This window comes from Exiguobacterium sp. s194 (genome assembly GCF_018618275.1).
Taxonomy (GTDB): Bacteria; Bacillota; Bacilli; order Exiguobacteriales; family Exiguobacteriaceae; genus Exiguobacterium; species Exiguobacterium chiriqhucha.
This window is the reverse complement of record NZ_JACSLT010000011.1, coordinates 94447-117517: the sequence shown is the minus strand read 5'-3', so window position 1 is coordinate 117517 and position 23071 is coordinate 94447. Positions and strand designations below refer to the sequence as shown.

Genomic DNA, 23071 nt, shown 5'->3' with positions numbered 1-23071 from the left:
GGCGATAGCGAAGCGGCCACACCCGTTCCCATGCCGAACACGGAAGTTAAGCGCTTCAGCGCCGAAAGTAGTTGGGGGTCTCCCCCTGTGAGGATAGGACGTTGCCAGGCCAACGCGAAAGACGATCGAGCATCCGCTCGGTCGTCTTTCTTTATGTGATTATTTTAAACAAAATTACCTAATAGTATTGCTATATCCTAATCTGTATGCTAATATAATAATTGTCTAGTGGCGATAGCGAAGTGGTCACACCCGTTCCCATGCCGAACACGGAAGTTAAGTACTTCAGCGCCGAAAGTAGTTGGGGGTCTCCCCCTGTGAGGATAGGACGTTGCTAGGCCAACGCAAAGGACGATTGAGCAAATGCTCGATCGTCCTTTTTTGTCGTTCTCGAAACCTTTAATTCTTTCTTTGCGTATAAACACGTGAAGAGGGGGAATCATCATGCACATTCGTGAAGCTACAACCTCGGACCAGACGATATTCACTGAGGTTTCACGGGCAAGTTTTAAACAAGAGGCAGACCGTCTCCGACTACCATATCGAGACTTAAATATTGAACCACCCGGTTATGATGACGAGGCGATGAGCCTGTACTTGATTGAACAATTGACATGCTACGTCATCGAGCTTGAAGGACAAGTCGTCGGGGGAGCCGTCGTGACGTTGACAGGGCAAGATTATGGCCGGATAGACCGCATCTTTATCCATCCATATAGACAAGGTAAAGGGATTGGGAAACGGGCACTACAATCAATCGAGGAGCTTCATCCGACTGTTCGAATTTGGGAGTTGGAGACATCCACAGCCCAACCTAACAACGTGGCATTTTATCGAGCAGCTGGTTACCAATCCGTCTTCGAATCAGATCAGGAAGTTTGTTTCACCAAACGAGTGAAGCAGCGGACAGATCACATGATATTGCGCTATGAAGAGCGTTCCATTACAGGTGCTCAAGCGTATGGGATGGATGCGAGTCGTGTCTCCATCCCGAATAGTAACGTCTCAGAGCTTCAGGCGCATAACTGTAATTTCACGAAGAGCCAATTTCGGAATATCAACTTCAGGGAGACGGAGTTTGATGATTTGAATCTATCCGGTTCTCAGTATCGTTTCGTCACCATGTACGAATCAGGGAGGCCGACGACGTTCTTCCATACAAACCTGACGAACACATTTTTTGAAAACTGTCGGCTCGATGGTGTCCAAATCAAGGACTCATCGATTGACGGCTTAACGATTGACGGGGTACACGTCAAAGACCTGTTAGAACATTATCGAAAAGAAACTGGAGGAATAAAACGTTATGAGTGATCTCTACCAAACCCAACACGACTTACAACAACAGATGGCAGAACGGGACCGACTCGCCCGTAAATTAAAAACACTCGACAAGCAAATTGCCGAACATGAAGCTGTGCGAAAGCAACTTCTCAATTCGTTTACGAAGGAACAGCGCGATGTCTATGACTTAGATTCATTCTCGCTCGTCAACGCATGGCGTAAGCTAAGGGGAACATTCAACGAACAAAAAACGATTGAATTAGAAGAGGCGGCCCGGGCCGAATTGAAGTTACGGGAACATGAGGCGATGGTGGATGAGTTAGCGCTTGAGCGTCGTGACTTGTATGAAACATTTGAGACGTATCGTGGAATCGACGCGAAATGGGAGACCTTCCTAAAAGAGAAGGAAACTCATTTGAAGCAAGATTTTACTGTTAGGGAAGAATTATATCGACTCACGGATCAACAGGTGAAAATGAATGAGGTGCTTGTTGAATATAAAGAAGCCATCGTCGCTGGAAATTCAGCACGGACGGCCATCTCGAGAACACTTAAACATCTCGACAGTGCGAAAGGTTGGTCGACGTATGATACGTTCTTTGGAGGCGGCTTGATTGCGACAGCGATGAAACATGATGCCATCGATGCTTCGGAACGGAAGATGCATGAACTTCAAGCTGCGCTCGAGCGCTTCTCGCGGGAGTTGGCTGACGTGAAAGGAGTCGTCAGTGGCTTACAAATCGAGCGCGGTTCGCTCATTCAATTCGCTGACTACTTCCTCGATGACATCTTTTCCGAGTGGACGATGCATGGACGAATCAATGATTCGCTAGACAAGGTAAAAGGACTCGATCGTGAAATCGCTCAACTGATTGAGAAAATGACGAGAGAAGTAGAACGTCTAGAACAACAACTTGAAGAAATAGAAACGAAACGAAAACAGCTCATCCTCACACGATGAGCTGTTTGGTTATTCTGGTCGTTTCAACCAATGGCGTAAACCTTTACCCGCGTGCGGTCCGTCGGCGTATCGAGGGATAACGTGCAGGTGGGCGTGTGGGACGGTCTGGTTTGAAGCCGTTCCGACGTTCCAGCCAAGGGTATACCCATCAGGACTATACATTCTTCTCGAGGAAGGACTTTGCTTCGTGGAGTAACTCGTATGTATCGCGCCATTCCGAAGGCGTGAGATCGAACGTCGTCGCTCGATGTCGTTTTGGGACGATGACGCCAGAGCCGACGAGCACGTCCTGCTCACGGTCGTGCATCAAGAAGTAGCATGTCTCATTCTCGGCGACGATCGTCTGAGACGGGTCAAGTTGAGGATGACAAAATGGACAAGTTGACATCGGATTGGTACACTTCCTTTCTATATGAAGTGTACCAAAAGGGGGAGCATTATGAATGAATTGATTGATATGATGGTTGCCCAGGCCGAACGCGAGCAGCGCACGATTATCGCCATCTCGGGACACGGGGGTGCCGGGAAGACGATATTTGCAGATGCCCTACGCGAGCGCCTCGGAGACGTAAACTACATCAATACCGATCCATATATCACGGACTCGTTGTTACGGAAGAGCGCTATGCTCGATTACACGGTCGACGGGCAGAAGCATCATTATAAGATGACGGCTTGTCATCCGTCCGCGCACCATCTACTTTCACTAGAGCGTGACGTTCGTATGGTGCGTGAAGGGATCGGTTTTTTCACGATTGACGTCCCATACCTTGAACGAACGTGGATTGACCCGACAAAACGGATCACCATCATCGAAGGCATGAGCGTCGCGTTCCTCGCCGCTGATTCGTGGGATGTTTCGGCTTATCTATATACCGACAGTGATACTGAGTTTGCGCGACGTTCCGTTCGAGATATCCAGCAACGGGGAATGGATCTCGCATATTTACAGGCTTCTCACGAAGAGCGTCGACTCCAATACGAGCTGTTCATGCATCCGCAGCGCGAAAAGTTCCAAACGATCGTCTCGACGAGTAACGATGTTTGGACAATTGAAAACCACCGCTCATGAAGAACGGTGGCTACGTAACGTTTCTTGGATACCGAGTCCAAGTCGATCCTGTTCTCGTTCGAGTTGGTCCCACGTGAGCGAGCGATGGCGCATCGTGACGTCATTGGCGATTGACTCGAGTGTACGTTGCTTCTCGATATTGTCGAGCCAGTAATAGACGTCGACCCCGTCCTCGTCGACCCGCCAGAACGATTTGACGACTTCGAACTCGTCGGCCCAGTCACCGACCGGTTTGAATCCATACTTCTCGACGAACGGATACGGTCGTTCTTCTCCAATCGGGTCGATGACGTTACGGACGAACATGAGCTCGAGCCCGGCATGTTCGGTCGCCTGTAACAAGCGTTTCAAGGCAGGGAGCGGTTCGACTTCGACTTTTTCGATGACATCGAACCAGACCCGTTTGCCGTCGGTGTCCCAGACGGTCGCTTCGACGCTGTATGGTGCTCCGGCTGTTGATGGGGCATACATCGTCAAATCGAACGTGAACGGGATGTGTTCTTCAGCACCTGGTTCGAGCACAGCCGATAGGGCGATTGGGACTTCTTGCAAGTCGGCCTCCCGATTAAACTCATTGCCTTCGAGTGTGATATCTTTGAACGTCGTCAAAAAATTAAGCGTCAACTCTTGCAGCCGCACGACATGCGAAGTGGTGTTCAACACCCGCAGTGTTCCATGAACGGTCTCGTTCGGAATGAACGGGACGGTGTGAAAATAGACGGATGCGTCCAGTTCGGAAAAGAACCATTTTTTAAAGCGATTACCCCATTTCGACATGACGGTCGCGCTCCTTTTCTCTTATAAATTGTACTCTCTAAAATGTTCCCGATTCCAATTCTGAAAAAACATGAAGAAAAAGGTTGCATTATATAACTACTTCACTTATTATAGAGGATGTCGAAACAATTCAAACCATCGCGGGGTGGAGCAGTCTGGTAGCTCGTCGGGCTCATAACCCGAAGGTCGTCGGTTCAAATCCGGCCCCCGCAACCAATTTTTATTTAATTTCATATGTCGTCGCGGGGTGGAGCAGTCTGGTAGCTCGTCGGGCTCATAACCCGAAGGTCGTTGGTTCAAATCCAGCCCCCGCAACCAATTTTTTAAATGAGATAGCGAAACGATGACGTTTCGTGTTTTTTTTTGCGTAAAATTGAGTGTACAATGAGTACGTATCGCTAGAACCGACTAAAGGAGAAACATCATGTATACATTGATTACCCATTCTGCGGCCGAGACGCAGGCAGTGGCAGAGAAGTTGGCCACACTCGTCAAAGCCGGGACAGTCATAACGTTGAACGGAGACCTCGGTGCCGGTAAGACGACGTTCACCCAGGGCTTTGGTAAAGGCCTCGGTGTTACGCGCAACGTCAACAGCCCGACGTTTACGATCATGAAGCAATATCAAGGGCGCTTGCCGCTCTACCATATGGACGTCTATCGTCTCGAAGATACGGGGGACGATATCGGCCTCGAAGAATACATCAACGGCGATGGTGTCGCCATCGTCGAATGGTCGAACTTGATCGAGTCATCACTTCCGACGGAACGGCTCGCCATCACAATCGAGCGAATCGGGGACGAGGAACGTCAACTGACGTTCGCGCCCGTCGGCGACGTCTATGATGCGCTGGTGAAGGAGGTGCTCGCATGAAGCAACTGATGATTGATACGGCGACGACACGTCTATCTGTCGCCCTCAGTGAACACGGACAGATTCAAGCCGAGGCGACGGTCATGGTCTCGAAAAACCATGCCGTCACGCTCATGCCGATGATTGAACAACTGATGAATGCGGTCAAATGGACATCGACCGAGCTCGAACGTATCGTCGTGACGACAGGTCCGGGATCTTATACGGGTATCCGCATCGGTGTCACGACCGCGAAGACGCTCGCCTACACGCTTCAAATCCCGCTCGTCGGGGTCTCGGCGCTCCATCTCATGGCGGCGGCCCCGAATACGGAGCTCCCGGTCGTCGCGCTCATCGATGCTCGTCGTGGCAATGCGTATATCGGTCACTATCAACAGAACGAGGCCGTGACACCCGACCGTCACGCCTCGGTCGCAGCTTGGCTTGAAGCCACCATCACAGGACCATTCGTCGTCGTCGGTGATGTCGAGCCGTTCCGTGACGTACTCGCGTCTTACGACTATACCGAAGCACCGGCCGCGCATAGCTATGGCCGGGCGAGCGATCTCGTCGCGTTAGGTGACGTCACGGACGATGTCCATGCGTTTGAGCCCGAATATCTCCGTCTTGCTGAAGCGGAAGCGAAATGGCTCGAGGGACAAAACAATGGCTGATATTAAAATCCGGCGCATGAACTGGCTCGATGTCGAGGAAGTCACCAAAGTCGAAGAAGCGTCGTTCGCCATCCCATGGACGAAAGAAGCGTTCATGAACGAGATGCTCAAGAATGAGCAGGCCGTCTATTTTGTCGCCGTCCATGAACGTCGCGTCGTCGGGTTCGTCGGCGTCTGGCAAATCGTGGACGAAGGGCATATCACGAACATCGCCGTCTTACCGGAATATCGCGGGCAAGGCATCGGCAATCTGCTGTTGACGCAACTCGTTGAATTCGCTCGCTCGAAGTCATTGGCGGCGCTCACGCTCGAAGTGCGCGTCTCGAATATCGGCGCCCAAAAGCTGTATGAACAGTTCGGTTTCGAAAATGCCGGACGTCGGAAACGCTACTATCAAGACAATAATGAAGACGCCTATATTTACTGGGCGAAGTTAGGAAGTGAATCAGAATGAACACATCGCTCATTCTCGCGATTGAGTCGAGCTGTGATGAGACATCGGTCGCACTCGTGCGTGACGGCAAGACGCTCTTATCAAACGTCGTCTCGTCGCAGATTGAAAGCCATAAACGGTTCGGTGGGGTCGTACCCGAGGTCGCCTCGCGCCACCACGTCGAACGAATCACGTACGTCATCGATGACGCCCTCAGTGAATCCGGCGTGACGATGCAAGACGTCGACGCCGTCGCGGTCACGCAAGGACCAGGTCTCGTCGGGGCGCTGCTCGTCGGCATCAGTGCGGCTAAGGCACTCGCGTTCGCCCATAGTAAACCGCTCATCGGCGTCCACCATATCGCCGGACATATTTACGCGAACGAACTCGTTGAAGAGATGGAGTTCCCACTCGTCTGTCTCGTCGTTTCAGGAGGACATACGGAGCTCGTCTATATGCCCGAGCACGGTGTGTTTGAAGTCATCGGTGAGACGCGTGACGATGCGGCTGGAGAAGCGTACGACAAAGTCGCACGGACGCTCAGCCTGCCTTACCCGGGTGGCCCGGCCATCGACCGTCTCGCGGCTAACGGGGAAGACACGTATAAGTTCCCACGGGTCCGGCTCGAAGCAGGAAGTTTTGACTTCAGTTTCAGCGGGCTCAAGTCGTCAGTCATCAATGCCGTCCATAACGCCGAACAGCGTGGGGAGACGGTCATCCCTGAAAACTTGGCGGCCAGTTTCCAAGCGAGCGTCGTCGAAGTGCTCGTCGAGAAAGCGATTCGTGCGGTGAAAGAAAAAGGCGCGAAACAACTGCTCGTCGCAGGTGGCGTTGCGGCCAACCGTGGACTCCGTGCTGCGCTTCAAGAAGCGACGGACCGCGAAGGCATCCGCCTCGTTATCCCACCACTTGATCTATGCGGAGACAACGCCGGTATGATTGGGGTGGCGGCACATCACGCGTATGTGCGAGGAAAGCGCGATACACTGGCGATGAATGCGGTTCCTGGGTTATCCTTAGAAGAGAGCATGACAGTCTAGGGGGAAATAGAGACATGACGAAACGCATCATCATTGGAGGTCTGGTCGTACTGCTCGTCGTCGCGACGTTTTTGCAAGTACGGGAGATTATCCGCGCCTATAATATCGCCTATCAAGAAGAAATCGTGCCGGAAGCGACACGCGTCCGTTCACTCACAGGAGCGGAATCGCTCGAAGGCATCGGCCGGGTCACGGGTGAGAACACGCTCGTCGAGACGTTGTACGGCTATAAGAGCCTAGACGACCAAAATATCGAGAGCGTCATCGTCGTCGACCGCAACCTCGGCGTTCAGCCGAAAGCGAGCGACGCATATTACGAGATTGCGCCGGGACGAGAAGCGACCGAAGAAGAAGCGGTGAAGTTCGAGGATATCGTCAACGAGTTTGACGAAGAGCAATTGTTCGCGCAAGTGATCTCGACGCATGAGGCGAAGTATGTGACGAACCGTGAGGAGACACTCACGTTCTATAAAGTGTTCGTCCGTGATGTCGATACGAACGAGTACGTGTTCTTTATCACGGAAGACGGCCTCAAGCTCGACTTCCATACACGCGGATTCCAGCCGCTACGTTATTTCTAACTGTTAAAAGGGAAGCCGGTCTCCACGTTGGAGACGGCTTCCCTTTTTTATACGTCCGGATGATGTTTGTTCTGTTTGTACCACATGTTCACCCGGCTCACGACGTAGACAATCAGTGCGAGCACCCACATGAGGAGCGTCGACTGATAGAAGTGTCCCCACACCGAGCCCGGGGCGTAAAAACTGTGCACGGTCACATCGACTGGCCAGACGACGAGGCGGATAAACAGGCTGCTCATAAGCAGGCCGCTCAACAAACTGATCACAATCCCGCTCCATGTCTGGATGATGAAGCCGATGACGACCGGCAAGAAATAAAACAGGAACGACGGAACGACCGTCGGTTCCCCACGAATCAGTTCGGATACGAATTCCGTCCCCGTCGGCACGATGTAGGCGAGACCGGTCAGGAAGGCGTGCATCCATTCGATTCGCATCGCACGGAATCGCATCATGAATGGAGCTCCTCCCATTCTGCATACAGTGCCGTGATCGATTCTTTCGTCGCGTCGGACTCGGTCGACAGTTCCTGTGCCCGAGCGAAGTCGTTGAAGACGTCCGGTTCACACAAGAGCTGCTCGATTTCCTCGAGACGGGCCTCGTGTTGTTCGATGGTGAGCTCGATTTCCTCGATCCGTTGTTTCATCCGGCGTTCCTCACGTTGCTGTTCCTTGTCGGCACGCTGTTTCTTGACGATGACTTGTTTCGTCTCTTCGCGGGCGAGTCGGGCCAGTTCTTCAAGTTCTTCTTTCTTCTCGACATAATATGAGTAATCGCCGAGGTATTCGTCGATGCCGTTCGGCGTGATCTCTAAGACGCGCGTCGCGAGCCGGTCGATGAAGTAGCGGTCGTGCGAGACGAATAGGATTGTGCCCGGATAGTCGACGAGGGCGTTCTCGAGAATCATCTTCGAGTCGAGGTCCAAGTGGTTCGTCGGCTCATCCAAGATGAGCAAGTTTGGTTGCTCGAGCTTCAGTTTCGCGAGCGTCAAGCGGGCCCGCTCTCCACCCGACAATTCATGGACGCGTTTCATGACGTCGTCACCGCTGAATAGGAACTGTCCAAGCAGGCTCCGCACTTCTTGTTCGCGCATGAGCGGCCAATCGTTCCAAATCTCGTCGATGACGCGGTTGGCATCCGACAAATTCTGTTGCTCCTGGTCGTAGTAGCCGATTTCGACGCCGGTACCGTAGCGGATGTCACCGGTAAGGGCCGGCTGTTGTTTCGTCAACACTTTCAAGAGCGTCGATTTGCCGACTCCGTTCGGGCCGACGAGGGCGACCGATTCGCCGCGCTGCAGTTGAAAGCGGAGCTGCTGGGCGATCGGTTCCTCATAGCCGATGGCGAGGTCGCTGCCGCTCAACACGTCGTTCCCACTTTGGCGTTTAATCGAGAACGAGAGGACGGCACTACGCTCATCACCGTCCGGCGCTTCCATCCGGTCGACTTTCTCGAGACGCTTGCGGACACTCTGGGCCCGCTTCGTCGTCGTCGCCCGGGCGATGTTGCGCTGGATGAAGTCCTGCATTTTGGCGATCTCTTCTTGTTGCGACTCGAACTGCTTCTTCTCTTGCTCGTAAATGGCAGCCTTCTGTTCAAGGTACTTCGTGTAGTTGCCGACGAAGCGACGGCTGCGGTGGCGGGACAGCTCATAGACGACCGATACGACGCGGTCGAGGAAGTAGCGGTCGTGGGAGACGATGAGGACGGCGCCTTTATAGCCGCTCAAATACTTCTCGAGCCAGCCGAGTGTCTCGATGTCCAAGTGGTTCGTCGGCTCATCCAAGATGAGCAGGTCCGGACTTTGGAGCAGCATCTTCGCGAGAGCGAGACGTGTCCGCTGTCCGCCGGAGAGCGTATCGATGCGGCGTTCGAAGTCGTCCGGATAGAACCGCATCCCGTGAAGGACAGAGCGGATCGTCGCCTCATATTGATAGCCGCCACGGTCTTTGAACGTATGCTGTTCTTCATCGTAAGACGACAAGAGGCGCTCATAGGCGGCCGGGTCGTTCAAGATGCGCTCAGAACCCATGTCTTGCTCCATGCGGCGCAGCGTCTTTTCTTGTTCAATTAAATCGGTGAAGACAGTCAACATTTCGTTCCACATCGTCTCGTTCGACTCTAACCCTGAGTCTTGGGCGAGATAGCCGATGGTGACATCTTTAGGCTTCATGATGTCGCCCGAGTCATAGTTGTATTCCCCGGCGATGACTTTAAGCAATGTCGACTTGCCGGCACCGTTACGGCCGACAAGGGCGACACGTTCGCCTTCTTGAATTTCTAGTTTGACGTTCTCTAAAATCGGCTCGACGCCGAATGATTTCGATAAGTTATTGACTTGCAGTAGGATCAAGTGAAAAAACCCCTTTCTCTCTATTTAGTATACTTTATTTCTTCCCCATTTCAGGTATATTCATTGAGTGGTCATGTGAATTCGTTTACAATCAAGGTGTATGAAATTAGATTCGTTTGAAACGCGTCGTAAAAAGGAGGCTCTTTCCGTTGAGTCAAAACGAACCAAAGATTCCGCAAGCGACAGCCAAACGGTTGCCACTATACTATCGGTTTATCCAAAGCCTACATTCATCAGGAAAACAGCGTGTCTCTTCTGCTGAACTGAGCGAGGCGGTCAAGGTCGATTCGGCCACGATCCGTCGCGATTTTTCGTACTTCGGTGCGCTCGGGAAAAAGGGATATGGCTATAACGTACAGTATCTGTTAGACTTTTTCCGTAAGACACTGAATCAGGACGAGATTACGAACGTCGCCTTAGTCGGGGTTGGTCATCTTGGGACAGCTTTCGTCAACTATAACTTCCTTAAAAACAATAACACACATATCGTCGTCGGGTTCGACGCAGACGAGACAAAAGTCGGCACGACGATGTCCGGTGTCCCGATTCATCACGTCGATGAGATGGAACAGATCATGAAACAAAACAAGATTGACGTCGCCATTCTCACGGTGCCGTCTGCCTATGCGCAACCGGTCGCGGACGACTTGGTCCGCTTCGGCATCAAAGGTATCTTGAACTTCACACCGGCCAGACTTACTGTGCCGGACACGGTCCGCGTCCATCACATCGACTTGTCGATCGAACTCCAGTCGCTCATTTACTTTATGCAACACTATCCATCTGCTGAGGGGGTCCATCAATAATGGAATTACTATCATCGTTGCTCGTCGTCGGTATTCCTGGGGGAGCAAGTATCTTCATTATCGCCATCGTCGCGCTCATCATCTTCGGGCCGAAGAAATTGCCTGAATTCGGACGCGCCGCCGGTCAAACGCTCCGAGAGTTCAAAAATGCCACGAACGGCATGATGAACGAACATGACGAGAAAGATAAGAAAGAACTTGAGAAGAAAGAGCAGTAATCATGAATCATCAACCTGATCAAGAACGGGCACTGTCCGATCACTTGACAGAGCTGCGGAGACGACTGATGCTGTCGGCATTTGTCGTCTTTGCCTTCTTTCTAATCGCTTTGCCGAGTGTCAAATATGTGCTCGCCTATCTGCAGGCGGACCTCGTCGAACGAGGGCTCGAGCTGAACGCCTTTGGGGTCGCGGACCCGCTCATGATTTACTTGAACTTGGCGCTCGTCATCGGGCTCGTCGCGTCCGGTCCGTTTCTACTGTATCAACTGTGGGCGTTCGTCGCACCTGGTCTGCACCCGAACGAGCGGAAAGCGACGCTCGCGTATATCCCGATCATCTTCATCTTGTTCCTGATCGGTCTCGCATTCGCCTACTATTGGTTGTTCCCGCTCGTCCTCGATATCTCGACGGACCTCGGGCAAGACCTCGGTCTGACGCAAATCATCGGGGCGTCGAACTACTTCACGTTCTTGCTGCAACTGACCATTCCATTCGGACTGTTATTCCAGTTGCCGGTCGTGACGATGTTCTTGACGCGCATCGGTGTCGTGACACCGTACTTCCTGTCATCGATTCGGAAATATGCGTACTTCGCCTTGTTCGTCATCGCGGCCTTCATCACGCCGCCGGATTTGACGTCGCACCTCATGGTGTCGCTGCCGCTCTTCTTCTTGTATGAAATCAGCTTGTCGATTTCACGCATCACGTACCGGGGCGTGCTCCGTCGTGAGAAAGAGGCGATGGTGAAAGAGCAAGTCGATTTGATGAAACAAATGAATGAGAAGTAAGCATCGTTCTTTAACGGGACGATGCTTTTTTTGTGATTGGGAATAAATGTTTTTAACAACAAGATAAACACTGGACCCACGTGATACGATGAAACTACTTAAACATCAGTCAGGGGGAGAAGCGATGGCTTGGGAGTACTACGGGGATGAACTCATCATCATCGGCGTGTTGACGACAATTTTGTTGATTGCCGTGCTGAACTTTCTGAAGTCGCGATTCAAGCGGAGACTCGCCTTCTCGTTGACATTGCTCGTCGTGGGGTACGTATCGTGTATCATCGGACTCGTCTTCGTCCGTGGTTGGGACGCGCTGGGCTGGATTTTGATTGGCTTCAGTCTGTATGTAATCGGCCTCCTCACCTATATCGGCGTCGTCACTTACCACTGGTTTAAAGCAAGACGCACGACCCATTCATGAATGAACCGTTCCGGTTGCGGAGCGTTTTTTTGTTGTCACACCAGCCGTTCAAACTTTAGACATAATTACGTGAAAAAGTGAGCAAAGGGATTGTCAAACCTTCTTGTGAAATAGTACACTAAGTTCAGAAAGTAAATGTGATATTTATCACAAACACTAACTTGCCTAACACTCAAAGGAGAGACAACCATATGAAAATCGCAGTCATCGGATGTACACACGCAGGAACAGCAGCCGTCAAAGGATTACTCGCCAAGCACGACAATCTCGACATCACGGTGTATGAGCGGAACGACAACGTCAGCTTCCTCTCGTGTGGGATTGCCCTCCACGTCGGCGGTGTCGTCAAACGTGCGGAAGAGCTCTTCTACGCGTCACCGACCGAGCTCGAAGAACTCGGCGCGACGATGCGCATGAAGCACGACGTGTTGAACATCGATACGGAAGCGAAGACGGTCCATGCGAAAAACCTCGACACGGGAGAAGACGTCTATGACACGTTCGACCGTTTGATCGTCACGACTGGTTCATGGCCGATCGTCCCGACACTTCCTGGCATCGAGATGACTGGGATTGAGCTCTGCAAAAACTATGGTCACGCCCAACGCATCATCGAGCGGGCAAAAGACGCGACGAACATCGCCGTCATCGGTGCCGGCTATATCGGTGTCGAGCTCGTCGAGGCGTTCGAAGTGTACGGCAAACACGTCACGTTCATCGATAGTGCCGACCGCATCTTGAACAAGTATCTCGACAAGTCGTTCACAGACCAACTCGAGGCAGACATGACGTCACGCGGCATCGACCTCGAACTCGGCCAAACGGTCGAAGCGTTCCGTGGGACAGATGGAAACGTCACGCACGTCGTGACCGATAAAGGTGAGTTCGAGGCCGACCTCGTCATCCTCTGTGTCGGCTTCCGCCCAAACACGGGACTCCTTCAAGGCCAAGTCGACATGCTCGGCAACGGCGCCATTATCGTCGACGAATATATGCGCACGAGCAACCCGGACGTCTTCGCGGCTGGTGACAGCTGTGCTGTCTATTACAACCCGGCGCGCACACATGCCTACATCCCGCTCGCGACGAACGCCGTCCGCATGGGAACGCTCGTCGCTGAGAACTTGATCGCACCGCGTGTCCGTTATCAAGGGACGCAAGGAACGTCAGGTCTTCGCCTGTATGATTGGAACATCGCCTCATCAGGTCTCACGGAAGAAGCAGCTGGACTGTTCGGCCTCGACGTTGAGAGTGTTGTGATTGAAGACGCGTACCGTCCGGAGTTCATGCCGACGGCTGAACCGGTTCAGTTCAAACTCGTCTATGAAGTCGGCACGCATCGCGTCGTCGGTGGACAAGTCCTCTCAAAAGCGGACATGACGCAAGCGGTCAACACGTTGTCGCTCGCGATCCAAAACGAGATGACGGTCGAAGAGCTCGCCTATGTCGACTTCTTCTTCCAACCGCACTACAACAAGCCATGGCACTTCATCAACAGTGGGGCGCTCGCGGCGATGAAAGATAAAGTCAACGCATAAAAAAACTCGGGAGCCGCGGCTTCCGAGTTTTTTATAGATAGCGTGGGGCGTCCTTCATCGAGTTGGCGAGAATCATATAGATGAGGACGTTCCCCGGCACAATCAAGAAGAGCAGACGTACACCGAGGGGCGACAAGTCGAAGTATTCAGCGATGCCGCCGCAGACACCAAAGAGAGAGCGGTTCGTGGCGGATTTACGAAGCGGACGTTTCATAAGCGTGGCTCCTATCTCAACTATGATATGAAAATTTTACCATATAAATTGGTGGCAAGCGTACAATGCACACAGGTTTTTCTTCGTCTGAAGCCGGGGAAGGGGTAAGAGAAAGGCTACGGCACGCAGACGAAGAACTGTGAAGGGGAGTCGGACTATATGAAGATTGGTATTTTAGGAGCAGGGAAAGTCGGACGGACGCTCGGGCGCAAGTTCGAGGACGTCGGCTATGAAGTGTTGTATGGGACACGTTCAGAACGGGAAGGGACGATGTCGCTCCAAGAAGTGGCGTCGAACGCACAGATTTTGTTATTGACGACGCCGTTCGCGGCGGCCGTCGATTTGATTCAATCGCTCCGGGACTTGGACGACAAGATTGTCATCGATGTGACGAATCCGATCGCCAAAGAGTTTGACGCCATCGAGCGGCCGGAAGGGAAGTCGGGGGCCGAGCATCTGCAAGAACTTGCGCCACACGTCCGCATCGTCAAGGCGTTCAATCAGACCGGCGTCGAGAACTTGGAAAATCCGAACATGTCGATGATGTTCATCGCCGGAGACGAGCAAGAGTCGGTCCGAGCCGTTCAAGACCTTGCCTCGAAGATTGGTTTCGACGCCCATACGCTGCGTCACTTGAAACTGGCGCGAGAACTCGAGTCGCTCGCGTGGTTATGGATTCATTACGCGACGAAAGAACGGAAGCACCGGAACTTTGCGTTCTACTTGAAAGAGAATAGTTTTTAATAGAAAAGACGGTCACGCGTTGGCGTGACCGTCTTGGTCGTTAAAAGGCAGCTTGACGCTCAGAGCGAGTCTTCAACGATTCAATCGTCTCGCGCTCGATCGCTTCGACTTCGCGTTGTTGCCAGCCTGGCATGAGGAACGCGTCGACGAGCGCCCAAATGCCTGTGATGATAGCACCGAAACCAATCGTCAAAACGACCATCAAGAGCATGGCGATGCCCGTCCCTGTTTTCTTGAAATAGAAGCGGTGTGCGCCTAACGCGCCGAGGAAGAACCAAAGCAAGTACGCGACGACGAGACTGCGTTTCTTTTTCTCGACTTCGCTGTTGACGAGGAGCATTTCCTCTGTCGATAAATCGGTACGTGAATAATTCATGATGTGATGTGCCTTCTTTCCAAAAATTGATATAATGAATGCAGTCTTTATTGTACCGGGAAACGGATGAATTCCCATGATTTTCTATTATTTATTTTTGGAAGCGAGGAACAACCGAATGGGTTTTGCGATTGTGACGTTCATCGTCGCGTTTATTCACGTGATCGCCGGAGCGGTCGTCTTACATAAGTATCCGCAATATAAATCGATCGCCATCAGTGTGATCGTGCTCGGTTTCGTATATGGTCTATTGACGGTGGGGTTCATCGTCCTATGAACAAGTTCTTGAAACCTCGAGTGAGCTATACAAATGAAGATGCATTGAAACTCGGGATGTTCATTATGCTCGGGCTCACCATCATGGATGTCTTAGGTGGTAACGTGCCAGATATGACTTTGGCGCTGGCTGCGACTCTGTTTTATGCGTGGCGCCGTGACATCGCGGCGACACTTGGTGAGGAAGCATCTCGTGCTATCGGACGTGAATCAAGTGAACTGACATTACGAGGTGTCGTCGTCGCCTTGATGATTGGACTCTTCGTCTCGTTCTTCATGGATACGTTGACCTACTCGCTTGAAGCCCTCATGTATTACGGATTGGCGTTTGTGTTCGGATTAAAAGGGATGGGACTCTGGTTCTTTATGCCGGAAACAACGGTCGAGACCGAACTGAATTAATATGAAGAACGATGTGGCACACGCCTCATCGTTTTTTCTTATGGTTGATGTCAGACGAAAACGTGAATAGGACAAAGAGTGCTGTTATTGTCTGCATTGGATCGGAAGGAGTTTTGTTATGTGTACAGCAATCACGTACGCTCCGCACGCCCACTACTTCGGCAGAAACTTAGACCTGAATGGGTCCTATCACGAGCAAGTGACGATCACGCCCCGACACTATCCGTTCAACTTCAGACGAATGGGCGAGAATGCGAACCATTACGCGATGATCGGGATGGCGACCGTCGTGGAAGACTATCCGCTCTATTACGAGGCGACGAATGAGAAGGGACTGAGCATGGCAGGGCTGAACTTCCCGGGGAATGCCGTGTTCAAGCCGGAAGTCGACGGACGAGACAACGTCTCCCCGTTCGAGTTCATCCCGTGGATCCTCGGCCAGTGCGCGACAATCGAAGAAGTGAAAGAGCGACTGGCGACGATTCATCTGATCAATCTCAATTTCAGCGACGCGCTCCCGCTTCACCCGCTACACTGGATGATCGCCGACAAGGATACTTCGATTGTTGTCGAGCCGATGACGGACGGGTTGCGCGTGTACGACAATCCAGTCGGGGTCTTGACGAATAATCCGTCGTTCGAGTATCAGCTGTTCAATCTGAACGATTATCGCCACGTCTCGACGAAACTGCCGGCTAATACGTTCGCGCCGACATTGAACCTCGATGCCTATTGTCTCGGATTAGGCGGGCAAGGCTTGCCGGGTGATTTATCGTCGACATCACGATTCGTCCGGGCAACGTTCGCTACATTTAACTCGGTCTGCGAACCGACCGAGGCGTCCGCGGTCGGTCAATTTTTCAAACTGTTGGATACGGTAATGCAAACGCGGGGCTTGAACGAGGCCGAGGATGGGACGTATGAGTACACGATCTATTCCTCATGTTGTAACGTCGACGACGGCATCTATTATTATCGGACGTATGGCAATAATCAAATCACGGCTGTGTCGCTGTTCCATGAACCGTTAGACAGCGAGCAATTGATCACGTATCGCCTACAACACCAACAACAAATTCATTATGAGAATTGAGAACAGCCCTCTTCGCGCGAAGGGGGCTGTGTTTTACAGTGTGTCGTTATAGAGCGGGGCCTCATCGTCCGTGCTGATGACTTTCAGGTGACGCTCGTCTTTTACATAGACGCTCTTATAGGCGACACGTTCACCTTCATAGAATAAGATGACGCGGTTGCCGTCGTTGTCCGTCTCGACTTTCGGTTCATACTGCGCAATTTCAATCGTCTCTTCGAGCACGCCATACTCTTCGTATGTAGACAAGTCGTCTTCGTTTGAGCAGGCGACGAGAAACAGGGAGGCGAACATTGCGAGAAGTGCTTTCTTCATCGTATCTCTCCTTATTTGATAGTTGACCTATCAAATATAACGAAGATTAATATCTTTTTCAAAAGAGAGCCAGGATGAGTCAGAGCGGATGGTCATGCGCCGATGACTAAAACGACACGTCCTTCTTCTAACGCAAGTGACTTGATGTTGCCGACTTTCACTTTTTGGAGCGGGCCGATCGCACTCAAGTCGAGCGTCAGTGTTCGAGCATCGTAAGTGATATAAGGCGAGTGGTTTAAAAACTTGTCGTTGAAGATTTCTTTATCCGTAGGCTCGACCTTTACGACAGTGAACACAATTTTCCGCCCGTGGATCTCTTTTGGCACCAACGTCAGTTTCATCCGAACATCTTTCGAGAAGAAAGCGACCCCGACTTTCTTTGACCCTGCTAAAAGCAATTGTCCGTTTGTGATCTCGACGGTCACATCCGACAGCTCGGGGATTTTTGGACTTATGAACGATTGAAGTTTGGACGCCTCGAGTGGGACTGTGACCGCTACGTTATTCATCAACTTCTTAAACATACAACCAGCTCCCTTTACCATTTTTATACTATCCTAAATATTTAATACCTTTATTTTACAATCTTGAACCCTTTGTTTTAGAGAAAGTGATCCATAAGAAAAGACCAAGCTGCGCGCTTGGTCTTTTCTTTATGCCGATTTATCGGTCTTTTCTTTTTTCGCTTTTCGAGCGAGCGTCAAAATCTGATATACCTTGAAGAAGTCATACGCGGCTACAGCGATGATGAAGTACGTCCAGAAGCTGAAGCCGTACTCTTGCACCGAGTAGTAGGCGAGGACGGTGAACAGAATCCCGAATGAGAGACTGAACAAAAACATAACTTTTAAGTGTCGCGGCATCAATGCCACCTCATTTCTACATTAAGAATAATACGACCATGACGAGCGCGTTGTTAAACGCGTGAATCGCGATTGGCACGATCAAGCGACGCGTCTTGGCATAAGCGACCGTGAAGGCGAAGCTCATCGCCACGTAAACGAGAATCTTGTTGTCCCCGTGGATGAGCGCAAACAAGAGCGAGCTGACCGCAAACGCAATCCAGAACCCGAAGCGGGCGCTCAAGTTGCCGAACAAGATATGACGGAACAGAATCTCTTCCATGATCGGTCCGAGCAAGACGACCGAGAGCGTCATGACTGGGACGAGACGGACGATATCCGCGATTTGCTCGGTGTTCTGTGACCCCATGACGTCACCTGAGATCGCTGTCTCAATCAAGTTGGCGACGATGACGAGCCCGTATTGCATGAGAATCCCGAGCCCGATCCATTTGACCGTGTCGTTCAAATTTGATTGGATGCCTTGCTGCTTATATAGCTTCAAGTCGGGCCAGAGCAAGAAGACGGAGATGATGATCGTCAAGCTGAACCCGATGGCGAACCAAAGCCCGGTTGCGGTCGGTGTGATCCATTCTGGACGCACTCCGCTAATCAATACTGGAAAGAATTGAACAAACGCATACAGCAGAATCGGGATGATATGCCGAATCCGAATGTTAGGCGCCATCGAAAAACGGGTATTTATCGATTGGTTTGAGTTTAGTGTAGCCAATTGAACACGTCCTTATTCCTAAGAGTCAACGTTCCTTTTGACCATTGTATCAAATAAGGTCTCTTGACCGCGAGTGGGAGCATTTTTTCGATGTTCCCGCTTGCATTTTCAGGCGTCTCATACTACACTAATCAATGTTAGCACTCCTTTTTGATGAGTGCTAAAACTTACGATTCAACGATACATCATTCATATTCGGAGGAGGTTTTTTCTATGTTAAAACCACTAGGCGATCGCGTCATCATCGAAGTCGTGGAGAAAGAAGAAAAGACAATCGGAGGCATCGTGCTTCCTGACACTGCGAAAGAAAAGCCGCAACAAGGACGCGTCCTCGCAGTCGGTACAGGCCGCGTCACGGACCAAGGTGAGCGGATCGCGCTCGACGTCAAAGAAAATGATTTGGTCATCTACTCGAAATACGCGGGTACCGAAGTGAAGCATGAAGGCAAAGAATACTTAATCGTTCGAGAGAGCGATATTCTCGCAATCGTAGGCTAAGACTCACCATTCTTCAAAAACTTTTCTAGGGGGAAATGAACAATGGCAAAAGAAATCAAATTCTCAGAAGACGCACGTCACGCGATGCTTCGCGGTGTCGACGCACTCGCTGACGCGGTAAAAGTCACAATCGGACCGAAAGGACGCAACGTCGTCCTTGAGAAGAAATTCGGCTCACCGCTCATCACGAATGACGGCGTGACCATCGCGAAAGAAATCGAACTCGAAGACCACTTCGAAAACATGGGCGCGAAGCTCGTTGCTGAAGTCGCCTCGAAGACGAACGAAGTCGCAGGGGACGGTACGACAACGGCGACAGTCCTCGCTCAAGCGATGATTCGTGAAGGTCTCAAAAACGTGACAGCGGGCGCGAACCCGATGATTCTCCGTAAAGGAATCGACAAAGCGGTTCGTCGTTCACTTGAAGAGCTCAAGCTCATCTCGAAACCGATCGAGTCGAAAGAAGCGATCGCCCAAGTTGCGGCCATCTCGGCAGCGGACGAAGAAGTCGGCGAGTTGATCGCGGAAGCGATGGAACGCGTCGGTAACGACGGCGTTATCACGATCGAAGAATCACGCGGCTTCACGACGGAACTTGACGTCGTCGAAGGCATGCAGTTCGACCGTGGTTACTTGTCACCATACATGATCTCAGACTCAGACAAGATGGAAGCGGTGCTCGACAACCCGTTCATCTTGATCACCGATAAGAAGATCTCGAACATCCAAGAGATCATCCCAGTGCTCGAGCAAGTCGTGCAACAAGGGAAACCAATCTTGATTGTCGCTGAAGACATCGAAGGCGATGCACTCGCGACACTCGTCTTGAACAAGCTCCGTGGTACGTTCAACGCGGTCGCGGTCAAGGCACCAGGATTCGGCGATCGTCGTAAAGCGATGCTCGAAGACCTCGCGACGCTCACAGGCGGCCAAGTCATCACAGAAGACCTCGGCCTCGAGCTCAAATCGGCAACGCTTCAACAGCTCGGACGCGCATCGAAAGTCGTCGTCACGAAAGACACAACAACGATCGTCGAAGGTGCTGGAGACGAAGCGACGATCAAAGCACGCGTTCAAACGATTCGCAACCAAATCGAAGAGACATCATCTGACTTCGATCGTGAGAAACTCCAAGAGCGTCTTGCGAAACTCGCTGGCGGCGTAGCCGTCGTCAAAGTCGGTGCGGCGACAGAGACAGAGCTTAAAGAACGTAAGCTCCGCATCGAAGACGCGCTCAACGCGACACGCGCGGCGGTCGAAGAAGGCATCGTCGCAGGTGGTGGTACGGCGTTCATCAATGTCATCCCAGCCGTTCGTGCGTTGCTTGCAGAAGTGACAGCGGATGAAGCGACAGGTGTCAAACTTGTCCTTCGTGCTCTCGAAGCACCGGTCCGTCAAATCGCGGAAAATGCAGGTGAAGAAGGTTCGGTCATCGTCGAGAAGCTCAAAAACGAGTCGGTCGGTATCGGCTACAACGCCGCAACTGGCGAGTACGTCGACATGATCGCACACGGTATCGTCGATCCGGCGAAAGTGACGCGCTCAGCACTTCAAAACGCAGCATCCGTCTCAGCCATGTTCCTCACGACAGAAGCGGTCATCGCAGACAAGCCAGAACCAGCAGGCGCTGGCGGCGGCATGCCTGACATGGGCGGCATGGGTGGAATGGGCGGAATGATGTAAGTCATACGCTTTAACGAAAACCATTCATCAGCGAAAGCTGGTGGGTGGTTTTTTCGTCTTTAACATTAATTTTTTAAACCTTAACATAAATTATGTTATAATTAAAAAAAACATGTTAAGGAGGATTCCCTGATGAAATCTTATGTCGAAGAAACGATGCATGTCGACGTAAAAGAAACAGAGAAGCAGTTGCAATTACCTCTTTCAATAAACAATGCGTATAAGTTTCGTCAATGGATCATTCAGGGTCAATCTATTCTGTTTGCACTTCCTCAAACAAATGTGAGTGTCATAACACTTGAAAAACATTTTAAAAAATTGAGCAAAATGACGAATACACCAGTTGTTTTTGGTTTTAACACGTTGTCTACGTATAAAATGAACAAGATGACAGCGAAAGGAATTCCTTTTATTCTGAACGAGGAACAGATTTATATGCCGTTTATGGGAATCCTACTGCACAAGTCTCATCTCCGTGAATTATCGGAAGTGACGAAGGTTTCACTTCAAACTCAACGTTTTATCTTGCTCAGCATTTATAAGAATTGGACAAGATTATCTCTAGCTGAAGTGGCCATTCAGATAGGTGTCTCTAAGATGACGGTTTCACGTATATTTGATGAGTTAGAGGGAATTGATTCATCACTTGTATATCGAGATGGTAAAGAACGATTTTTTTCTAGAAAAGAAGACACACACACGTTTTGGGACACCTTTTATCCGTATTTATTTAACCCGGTGGTCCGTGACTATCGATTAGAGAAAAAGATTCAACCCAATACACTCATGACAAGTGGTCTATCCGCATTCAGTGAGTATACGATGTTAAACGGACCTGACTATCCAATTTATGCGATCACACGTGAAGAAGAAAAAGCACTTCGGGTGAAGGAAATGAAGACGGTCCGGTCCGATGAAGATCCTGCGTGTGTAGTGCAAGTTGTGAAATATCGCTTAGAGTTAAATGAAGGGCGACACATGGATCCTTTATCTATCATTTTATCGTTGTCTGATTATGAGAAAGAAGATCCTCGGATTGGAATTGAAATCGAGCGATTAATGGAAAGGGTGTTTCAGGGATGGAAGGATTAGAAACGTTCAAACAATATTTCAAGGAGTATGAAGACCACTACGTTCTAATTGGTGGTGCTGCCTGTGATGTTATTTTCTCGGAAGAAGACGGATCCTCGTTCCGAGCGACAAAAGATTTGGACATGGTGTTAATTGTTGAAGCATTGACGCCAGAGTTTGGAGAGCAGTTTTGGTCATTTATCCATGATGGAAAGTATGAACATACTGCAAAAAGCACAGGCACGCCGCAATTCTATCGTTTTGACAAGCCACAAACTAATCATTTTCCTCATATGATTGAGTTGTTCAGTCGAGCTCCATTTGAATTAAAGACCCCGACTCACCTAACACCACTGCCGATAGACGATACGGTCTCAAGCTTATCTGCGATTTTACTCGACGAAGACTATTATCAGATGCTTGTGGAGGGACGAAAAACGATTGACAGCGTCGTCGTATTATCTGAACGTTATTTGATTCCGTTCAAGGCGAAAGCTTGGCTCGATTTGATGGAACGAAAAAAACACAATCCATCTTTGTCTTCGCGGGATATTAAGAAACATAAAAATGATGTGACGCGATTGGCATCCCTACTCATCAGCAATGAAGTGTGCGAGTTGCCTCCTCGTGTCCAAGAAGATATGAATCAGTTCATGGAATTGTATCGCAAAGACCCGACCGACCCGAAGTCGTTGAAACTGCCAATTACATCAGCTGAAATTATTGAAGTGTTAGACCAAGTCTATCGAACGAAATAACAGGGACGCCGTAAATCCATACGGTATCCCTGTTATTTTAGTGTTTACTATGCGCCTGTAGAGATGAAGTACGCGGTTAATATAGCTGAGCAAGTGTTACGCTTAATTTGACAAACCGTCCAGTCAAAAAAACTTAGTTAGGATAGCCTGAAAATTCAGTTCAATACTGGATTTTTAGGTTTTTTATTTGTCATTCATATACCTATCATAAAATTGTTCATCCCTTCCAAAAACAGGAATGTTTTATTCCCGCTCTCTATGATCTGTATT

The 23071-nt window shown here is 50.6% G+C and carries 29 protein-coding genes, 2 tRNA genes, 2 rRNA genes and 2 pseudogenes; 25 read left to right on the top strand and 10 right to left on the bottom strand.

Going from position 1 to position 23071, the window contains the following annotated elements; translation table 11 throughout:
• The 4 genes from rrf (KNP85_RS13895) to KNP85_RS13880 form a co-directional block, all read left to right on the top strand.
• Positions 1-110: ribosomal RNA gene (gene rrf, locus KNP85_RS13895) — 5S ribosomal RNA — on the top strand; the annotation flags it as partial.
• Between the two features lie 114 nt (positions 111-224).
• Positions 225-340: ribosomal RNA gene (gene rrf, locus KNP85_RS13890) — 5S ribosomal RNA — on the top strand.
• A gap of 104 nt (positions 341-444) precedes the next feature.
• Positions 445-1314 (top strand): GNAT family N-acetyltransferase, encoded by an 870-nt coding sequence (locus tag KNP85_RS13885; RefSeq protein WP_214716497.1) that lies wholly within the window; start codon positions 445-447, stop codon positions 1312-1314.
• Positions 1307-2245, top strand: a complete 939-nt coding sequence (locus KNP85_RS13880) for a coiled-coil domain-containing protein (protein WP_131472760.1) — start codon at positions 1307-1309, stop codon at positions 2243-2245. Before KNP85_RS13885 ends, KNP85_RS13880 begins: the two co-directional genes overlap by 8 nt.
• A 9-nt stretch (positions 2246-2254) precedes the next feature.
• On the opposite strand, the pseudogene KNP85_RS13875 reads toward KNP85_RS13880, so the two are convergent.
• Positions 2255-2633 (bottom strand): annotated as a pseudogene (locus KNP85_RS13875) (HIT family protein).
• Positions 2634-2684: 51 nt separating this feature from the next.
• On the opposite strand from KNP85_RS13875, the gene KNP85_RS13870 reads away from it, so the two are divergent.
• Entirely contained in the window at positions 2685-3317 is a 633-nt protein-coding gene (locus KNP85_RS13870; RefSeq protein WP_214803658.1) for a uridine kinase family protein, read from the top strand.
• On the opposite strand, the gene KNP85_RS13865 is transcribed toward KNP85_RS13870, so the two are convergent.
• Positions 3312-4094 carry a sporulation protein gene (locus KNP85_RS13865; RefSeq protein WP_214803655.1) on the bottom strand — a complete coding sequence of 261 codons (783 nt, stop codon included), beginning with the start codon at positions 4092-4094 and terminating at the stop codon, positions 3312-3314. The genes KNP85_RS13870 and KNP85_RS13865 overlap by 6 nt on opposite strands.
• 139 nt (positions 4095-4233) lie before the next feature.
• On the opposite strand from KNP85_RS13865, the gene KNP85_RS13860 reads away from it, so the two are divergent.
• From KNP85_RS13860 to KNP85_RS13830, 7 genes are all read left to right on the top strand, one after another.
• Positions 4234-4310 (top strand) — tRNA-Met (locus KNP85_RS13860).
• Between the two features lie 25 nt (positions 4311-4335).
• Positions 4336-4412 (top strand) — tRNA-Met (locus KNP85_RS13855).
• Between the two features lie 106 nt (positions 4413-4518).
• Positions 4519-4968, top strand: coding sequence for a tRNA (adenosine(37)-N6)-threonylcarbamoyltransferase complex ATPase subunit type 1 TsaE (tsaE, locus tag KNP85_RS13850; protein WP_029596214.1), 450 nt, complete (start codon positions 4519-4521; stop codon positions 4966-4968).
• Entirely contained in the window at positions 4965-5621 is a 657-nt protein-coding gene (gene tsaB, locus KNP85_RS13845; protein WP_214803652.1) for a tRNA (adenosine(37)-N6)-threonylcarbamoyltransferase complex dimerization subunit type 1 TsaB, read from the top strand. Before tsaE ends, tsaB begins: the two co-directional genes overlap by 4 nt.
• Positions 5614-6075: a ribosomal protein S18-alanine N-acetyltransferase gene (gene rimI / locus KNP85_RS13840; RefSeq protein ID WP_214720076.1), complete on the top strand. Its 462-nt coding sequence runs from the start codon at positions 5614-5616 to the stop codon at positions 6073-6075. Before tsaB ends, rimI begins: the two co-directional genes overlap by 8 nt.
• Positions 6072-7094, top strand: coding sequence for a tRNA (adenosine(37)-N6)-threonylcarbamoyltransferase complex transferase subunit TsaD (gene tsaD / locus KNP85_RS13835; protein WP_214803650.1), 1023 nt, complete (start codon positions 6072-6074; stop codon positions 7092-7094). The genes rimI and tsaD overlap by 4 nt, the downstream gene beginning before the upstream one ends.
• A 14-nt stretch (positions 7095-7108) precedes the next feature.
• Positions 7109-7675 carry a hypothetical protein gene (locus KNP85_RS13830; protein WP_214803647.1) on the top strand — a complete coding sequence of 189 codons (567 nt, stop codon included), beginning with the start codon at positions 7109-7111 and terminating at the stop codon, positions 7673-7675.
• Between the two features lie 47 nt (positions 7676-7722).
• On the opposite strand, the gene KNP85_RS13825 is transcribed toward KNP85_RS13830, so the two are convergent.
• Positions 7723-8130, bottom strand: coding sequence for a hypothetical protein (locus KNP85_RS13825; protein ID WP_214803646.1), 408 nt, complete (start codon positions 8128-8130; stop codon positions 7723-7725).
• Entirely contained in the window at positions 8127-10028 is a 1902-nt protein-coding gene (locus KNP85_RS13820; protein ID WP_214803643.1) for an ABC-F family ATP-binding cassette domain-containing protein, read from the bottom strand. The genes KNP85_RS13825 and KNP85_RS13820 overlap by 4 nt, the downstream gene beginning before the upstream one ends.
• 149 nt (positions 10029-10177) lie before the next feature.
• Here KNP85_RS13820 and KNP85_RS13815 point away from each other — a divergent pair, with 149 nt between their 5' ends.
• The 5 genes from KNP85_RS13815 to KNP85_RS13795 all read left to right on the top strand — a co-directional run bounded on the left by KNP85_RS13815 (position 10178) and on the right by KNP85_RS13795 (position 13799).
• Entirely contained in the window at positions 10178-10834 is a 657-nt protein-coding gene (locus tag KNP85_RS13815) for a redox-sensing transcriptional repressor Rex (protein WP_029596207.1), read from the top strand.
• The gene (locus KNP85_RS13810; protein ID WP_021065382.1) at positions 10834-11052 is read left to right on the top strand and encodes a twin-arginine translocase TatA/TatE family subunit; all 219 of its coding nucleotides are present in this window, start codon (positions 10834-10836) and stop codon (positions 11050-11052) included. The genes KNP85_RS13815 and KNP85_RS13810 overlap by 1 nt, the downstream gene beginning before the upstream one ends.
• 2 nt (positions 11053-11054) lie before the next feature.
• The gene (gene tatC / locus KNP85_RS13805) at positions 11055-11843 is read left to right on the top strand and encodes a twin-arginine translocase subunit TatC (protein WP_058765572.1); all 789 of its coding nucleotides are present in this window, start codon (positions 11055-11057) and stop codon (positions 11841-11843) included.
• A 124-nt stretch (positions 11844-11967) separates the two neighbouring features.
• On the top strand, positions 11968-12261 hold the full coding sequence (locus KNP85_RS13800; protein ID WP_214803641.1) for a YesK family protein: 294 nt from the start codon (positions 11968-11970) through the stop codon (positions 12259-12261).
• 191 nt (positions 12262-12452) lie between these two features.
• Entirely contained in the window at positions 12453-13799 is a 1347-nt protein-coding gene (locus tag KNP85_RS13795; RefSeq protein WP_058765575.1) for an FAD-dependent oxidoreductase, read from the top strand.
• Positions 13800-13830: 31 nt separating this feature from the next.
• On the opposite strand, the gene KNP85_RS13790 is transcribed toward KNP85_RS13795, so the two are convergent.
• Complete coding sequence (locus KNP85_RS13790) at positions 13831-14013, bottom strand: PspC domain-containing protein (protein WP_214803638.1); 183 nt, start codon at positions 14011-14013, stop codon at positions 13831-13833.
• Positions 14014-14169: 156 nt separating this feature from the next.
• Between KNP85_RS13790 and KNP85_RS13785 the strand changes: the two are divergent.
• Positions 14170-14757: pseudogene (locus KNP85_RS13785) on the top strand (NADPH-dependent F420 reductase); the annotation flags it as partial.
• A 40-nt stretch (positions 14758-14797) separates the two neighbouring features.
• Here KNP85_RS13785 and KNP85_RS13780 read toward each other — a convergent pair.
• Positions 14798-15133 carry a TM2 domain-containing protein gene (locus tag KNP85_RS13780; RefSeq protein ID WP_214799892.1) on the bottom strand — a complete coding sequence of 112 codons (336 nt, stop codon included), beginning with the start codon at positions 15131-15133 and terminating at the stop codon, positions 14798-14800.
• A 118-nt stretch (positions 15134-15251) separates the two neighbouring features.
• On the opposite strand from KNP85_RS13780, the gene KNP85_RS13775 reads away from it, so the two are divergent.
• The 3 genes from KNP85_RS13775 (at position 15252) to bsh (ending at position 16904) form a co-directional block, all read left to right on the top strand.
• Positions 15252-15410, top strand: coding sequence for a hypothetical protein (locus KNP85_RS13775; RefSeq protein WP_021065374.1), 159 nt, complete (start codon positions 15252-15254; stop codon positions 15408-15410).
• Positions 15407-15811 (top strand): hypothetical protein, encoded by a 405-nt coding sequence (locus tag KNP85_RS13770; RefSeq protein ID WP_214803635.1) that lies wholly within the window; start codon positions 15407-15409, stop codon positions 15809-15811. Before KNP85_RS13775 ends, KNP85_RS13770 begins: the two co-directional genes overlap by 4 nt.
• A gap of 118 nt (positions 15812-15929) precedes the next feature.
• Positions 15930-16904 (top strand): choloylglycine hydrolase, encoded by a 975-nt coding sequence (gene bsh / locus KNP85_RS13765; RefSeq protein WP_214803632.1) that lies wholly within the window; start codon positions 15930-15932, stop codon positions 16902-16904.
• 33 nt (positions 16905-16937) lie between these two features.
• Here the strand turns inward: bsh and KNP85_RS13760 are convergent, their stop codons facing one another.
• From KNP85_RS13760 to KNP85_RS13745, 4 genes are all read right to left on the bottom strand, one after another.
• Positions 16938-17216, bottom strand: coding sequence for a hypothetical protein (locus tag KNP85_RS13760; RefSeq protein WP_214803629.1), 279 nt, complete (start codon positions 17214-17216; stop codon positions 16938-16940).
• A gap of 92 nt (positions 17217-17308) precedes the next feature.
• On the bottom strand, positions 17309-17740 hold the full coding sequence (locus KNP85_RS13755) for a hypothetical protein (RefSeq protein ID WP_214803627.1): 432 nt from the start codon (positions 17738-17740) through the stop codon (positions 17309-17311).
• A 129-nt stretch (positions 17741-17869) separates the two neighbouring features.
• Entirely contained in the window at positions 17870-18079 is a 210-nt protein-coding gene (locus KNP85_RS13750) for a YdiK family protein (protein ID WP_021065367.1), read from the bottom strand.
• A gap of 16 nt (positions 18080-18095) precedes the next feature.
• Entirely contained in the window at positions 18096-18791 is a 696-nt protein-coding gene (locus tag KNP85_RS13745) for a CPBP family intramembrane glutamic endopeptidase (RefSeq protein ID WP_251136303.1), read from the bottom strand.
• 213 nt (positions 18792-19004) lie between these two features.
• On the opposite strand from KNP85_RS13745, the gene groES reads away from it, so the two are divergent.
• The 4 genes from groES to KNP85_RS13725 all read left to right on the top strand — a co-directional run bounded on the left by groES (position 19005) and on the right by KNP85_RS13725 (position 22801).
• Positions 19005-19289, top strand: coding sequence for a co-chaperone GroES (gene groES / locus KNP85_RS13740; protein ID WP_021065365.1), 285 nt, complete (start codon positions 19005-19007; stop codon positions 19287-19289).
• A gap of 42 nt (positions 19290-19331) precedes the next feature.
• Positions 19332-20972 (top strand): chaperonin GroEL, encoded by a 1641-nt coding sequence (groL, locus tag KNP85_RS13735; RefSeq protein WP_058765593.1) that lies wholly within the window; start codon positions 19332-19334, stop codon positions 20970-20972.
• 132 nt (positions 20973-21104) lie between these two features.
• Entirely contained in the window at positions 21105-22064 is a 960-nt protein-coding gene (locus tag KNP85_RS13730) for a helix-turn-helix domain-containing protein (RefSeq protein ID WP_214803624.1), read from the top strand.
• Positions 22052-22801 carry a hypothetical protein gene (locus tag KNP85_RS13725; RefSeq protein ID WP_214803621.1) on the top strand — a complete coding sequence of 250 codons (750 nt, stop codon included), beginning with the start codon at positions 22052-22054 and terminating at the stop codon, positions 22799-22801. The genes KNP85_RS13730 and KNP85_RS13725 overlap by 13 nt, the downstream gene beginning before the upstream one ends.
• Positions 22802-23071 lie beyond the last annotated feature (270 nt).

Excerpts from the sequence above, each read along its gene's own strand:
- KNP85_RS13760 (WP_214803629.1), bottom strand. The coding sequence starts at position 17,216 with ATGAAGAAAGCACTTCTCGCAATGTTCGCCTCCCTGTTTCTCGTCGCC.
- KNP85_RS13865 (WP_214803655.1), bottom strand. The coding sequence starts at position 4,094 with ATGTCGAAATGGGGTAATCGCTTTAAAAAATGGTTCTTTTCCGAACTG.
- tsaD (WP_214803650.1), top strand. The coding sequence starts at position 6,072 with ATGAACACATCGCTCATTCTCGCGATTGAGTCGAGCTGTGATGAGACA.
- groL (WP_058765593.1), top strand. The coding sequence starts at position 19,332 with ATGGCAAAAGAAATCAAATTCTCAGAAGACGCACGTCACGCGATGCTT.
- tatC (WP_058765572.1), top strand. The coding sequence starts at position 11,055 with ATGAATCATCAACCTGATCAAGAACGGGCACTGTCCGATCACTTGACA.
- KNP85_RS13750 (WP_021065367.1), bottom strand. The coding sequence starts at position 18,079 with ATGCCGCGACACTTAAAAGTTATGTTTTTGTTCAGTCTCTCATTCGGG.
- bsh (WP_214803632.1), top strand. The coding sequence starts at position 15,930 with ATGTGTACAGCAATCACGTACGCTCCGCACGCCCACTACTTCGGCAGA.
- tsaB (WP_214803652.1), top strand. The coding sequence starts at position 4,965 with ATGAAGCAACTGATGATTGATACGGCGACGACACGTCTATCTGTCGCC.
- KNP85_RS13775 (WP_021065374.1), top strand. The coding sequence starts at position 15,252 with ATGGGTTTTGCGATTGTGACGTTCATCGTCGCGTTTATTCACGTGATC.
- tsaE (WP_029596214.1), top strand. The coding sequence starts at position 4,519 with ATGTATACATTGATTACCCATTCTGCGGCCGAGACGCAGGCAGTGGCA.
- KNP85_RS13790 (WP_214803638.1), bottom strand. The coding sequence starts at position 14,013 with ATGAAACGTCCGCTTCGTAAATCCGCCACGAACCGCTCTCTCTTTGGT.
- rimI (WP_214720076.1), top strand. The coding sequence starts at position 5,614 with ATGGCTGATATTAAAATCCGGCGCATGAACTGGCTCGATGTCGAGGAA.
- KNP85_RS13780 (WP_214799892.1), bottom strand. The coding sequence starts at position 15,133 with ATGAATTATTCACGTACCGATTTATCGACAGAGGAAATGCTCCTCGTC.
- KNP85_RS13755 (WP_214803627.1), bottom strand. The coding sequence starts at position 17,740 with ATGTTTAAGAAGTTGATGAATAACGTAGCGGTCACAGTCCCACTCGAG.
- KNP85_RS13885 (WP_214716497.1), top strand. The coding sequence starts at position 445 with ATGCACATTCGTGAAGCTACAACCTCGGACCAGACGATATTCACTGAG.
- KNP85_RS13725 (WP_214803621.1), top strand. The coding sequence starts at position 22,052 with ATGGAAGGATTAGAAACGTTCAAACAATATTTCAAGGAGTATGAAGAC.
- KNP85_RS13770 (WP_214803635.1), top strand. The coding sequence starts at position 15,407 with ATGAACAAGTTCTTGAAACCTCGAGTGAGCTATACAAATGAAGATGCA.
- KNP85_RS13730 (WP_214803624.1), top strand. The coding sequence starts at position 21,105 with ATGAAATCTTATGTCGAAGAAACGATGCATGTCGACGTAAAAGAAACA.
- KNP85_RS13795 (WP_058765575.1), top strand. The coding sequence starts at position 12,453 with ATGAAAATCGCAGTCATCGGATGTACACACGCAGGAACAGCAGCCGTC.
- groES (WP_021065365.1), top strand. The coding sequence starts at position 19,005 with ATGTTAAAACCACTAGGCGATCGCGTCATCATCGAAGTCGTGGAGAAA.
- KNP85_RS13825 (WP_214803646.1), bottom strand. The coding sequence starts at position 8,130 with ATGATGCGATTCCGTGCGATGCGAATCGAATGGATGCACGCCTTCCTG.
- KNP85_RS13830 (WP_214803647.1), top strand. The coding sequence starts at position 7,109 with ATGACGAAACGCATCATCATTGGAGGTCTGGTCGTACTGCTCGTCGTC.
- KNP85_RS13800 (WP_214803641.1), top strand. The coding sequence starts at position 11,968 with ATGGCTTGGGAGTACTACGGGGATGAACTCATCATCATCGGCGTGTTG.
- KNP85_RS13880 (WP_131472760.1), top strand. The coding sequence starts at position 1,307 with ATGAGTGATCTCTACCAAACCCAACACGACTTACAACAACAGATGGCA.
- KNP85_RS13870 (WP_214803658.1), top strand. The coding sequence starts at position 2,685 with ATGAATGAATTGATTGATATGATGGTTGCCCAGGCCGAACGCGAGCAG.
- KNP85_RS13810 (WP_021065382.1), top strand. The coding sequence starts at position 10,834 with ATGGAATTACTATCATCGTTGCTCGTCGTCGGTATTCCTGGGGGAGCA.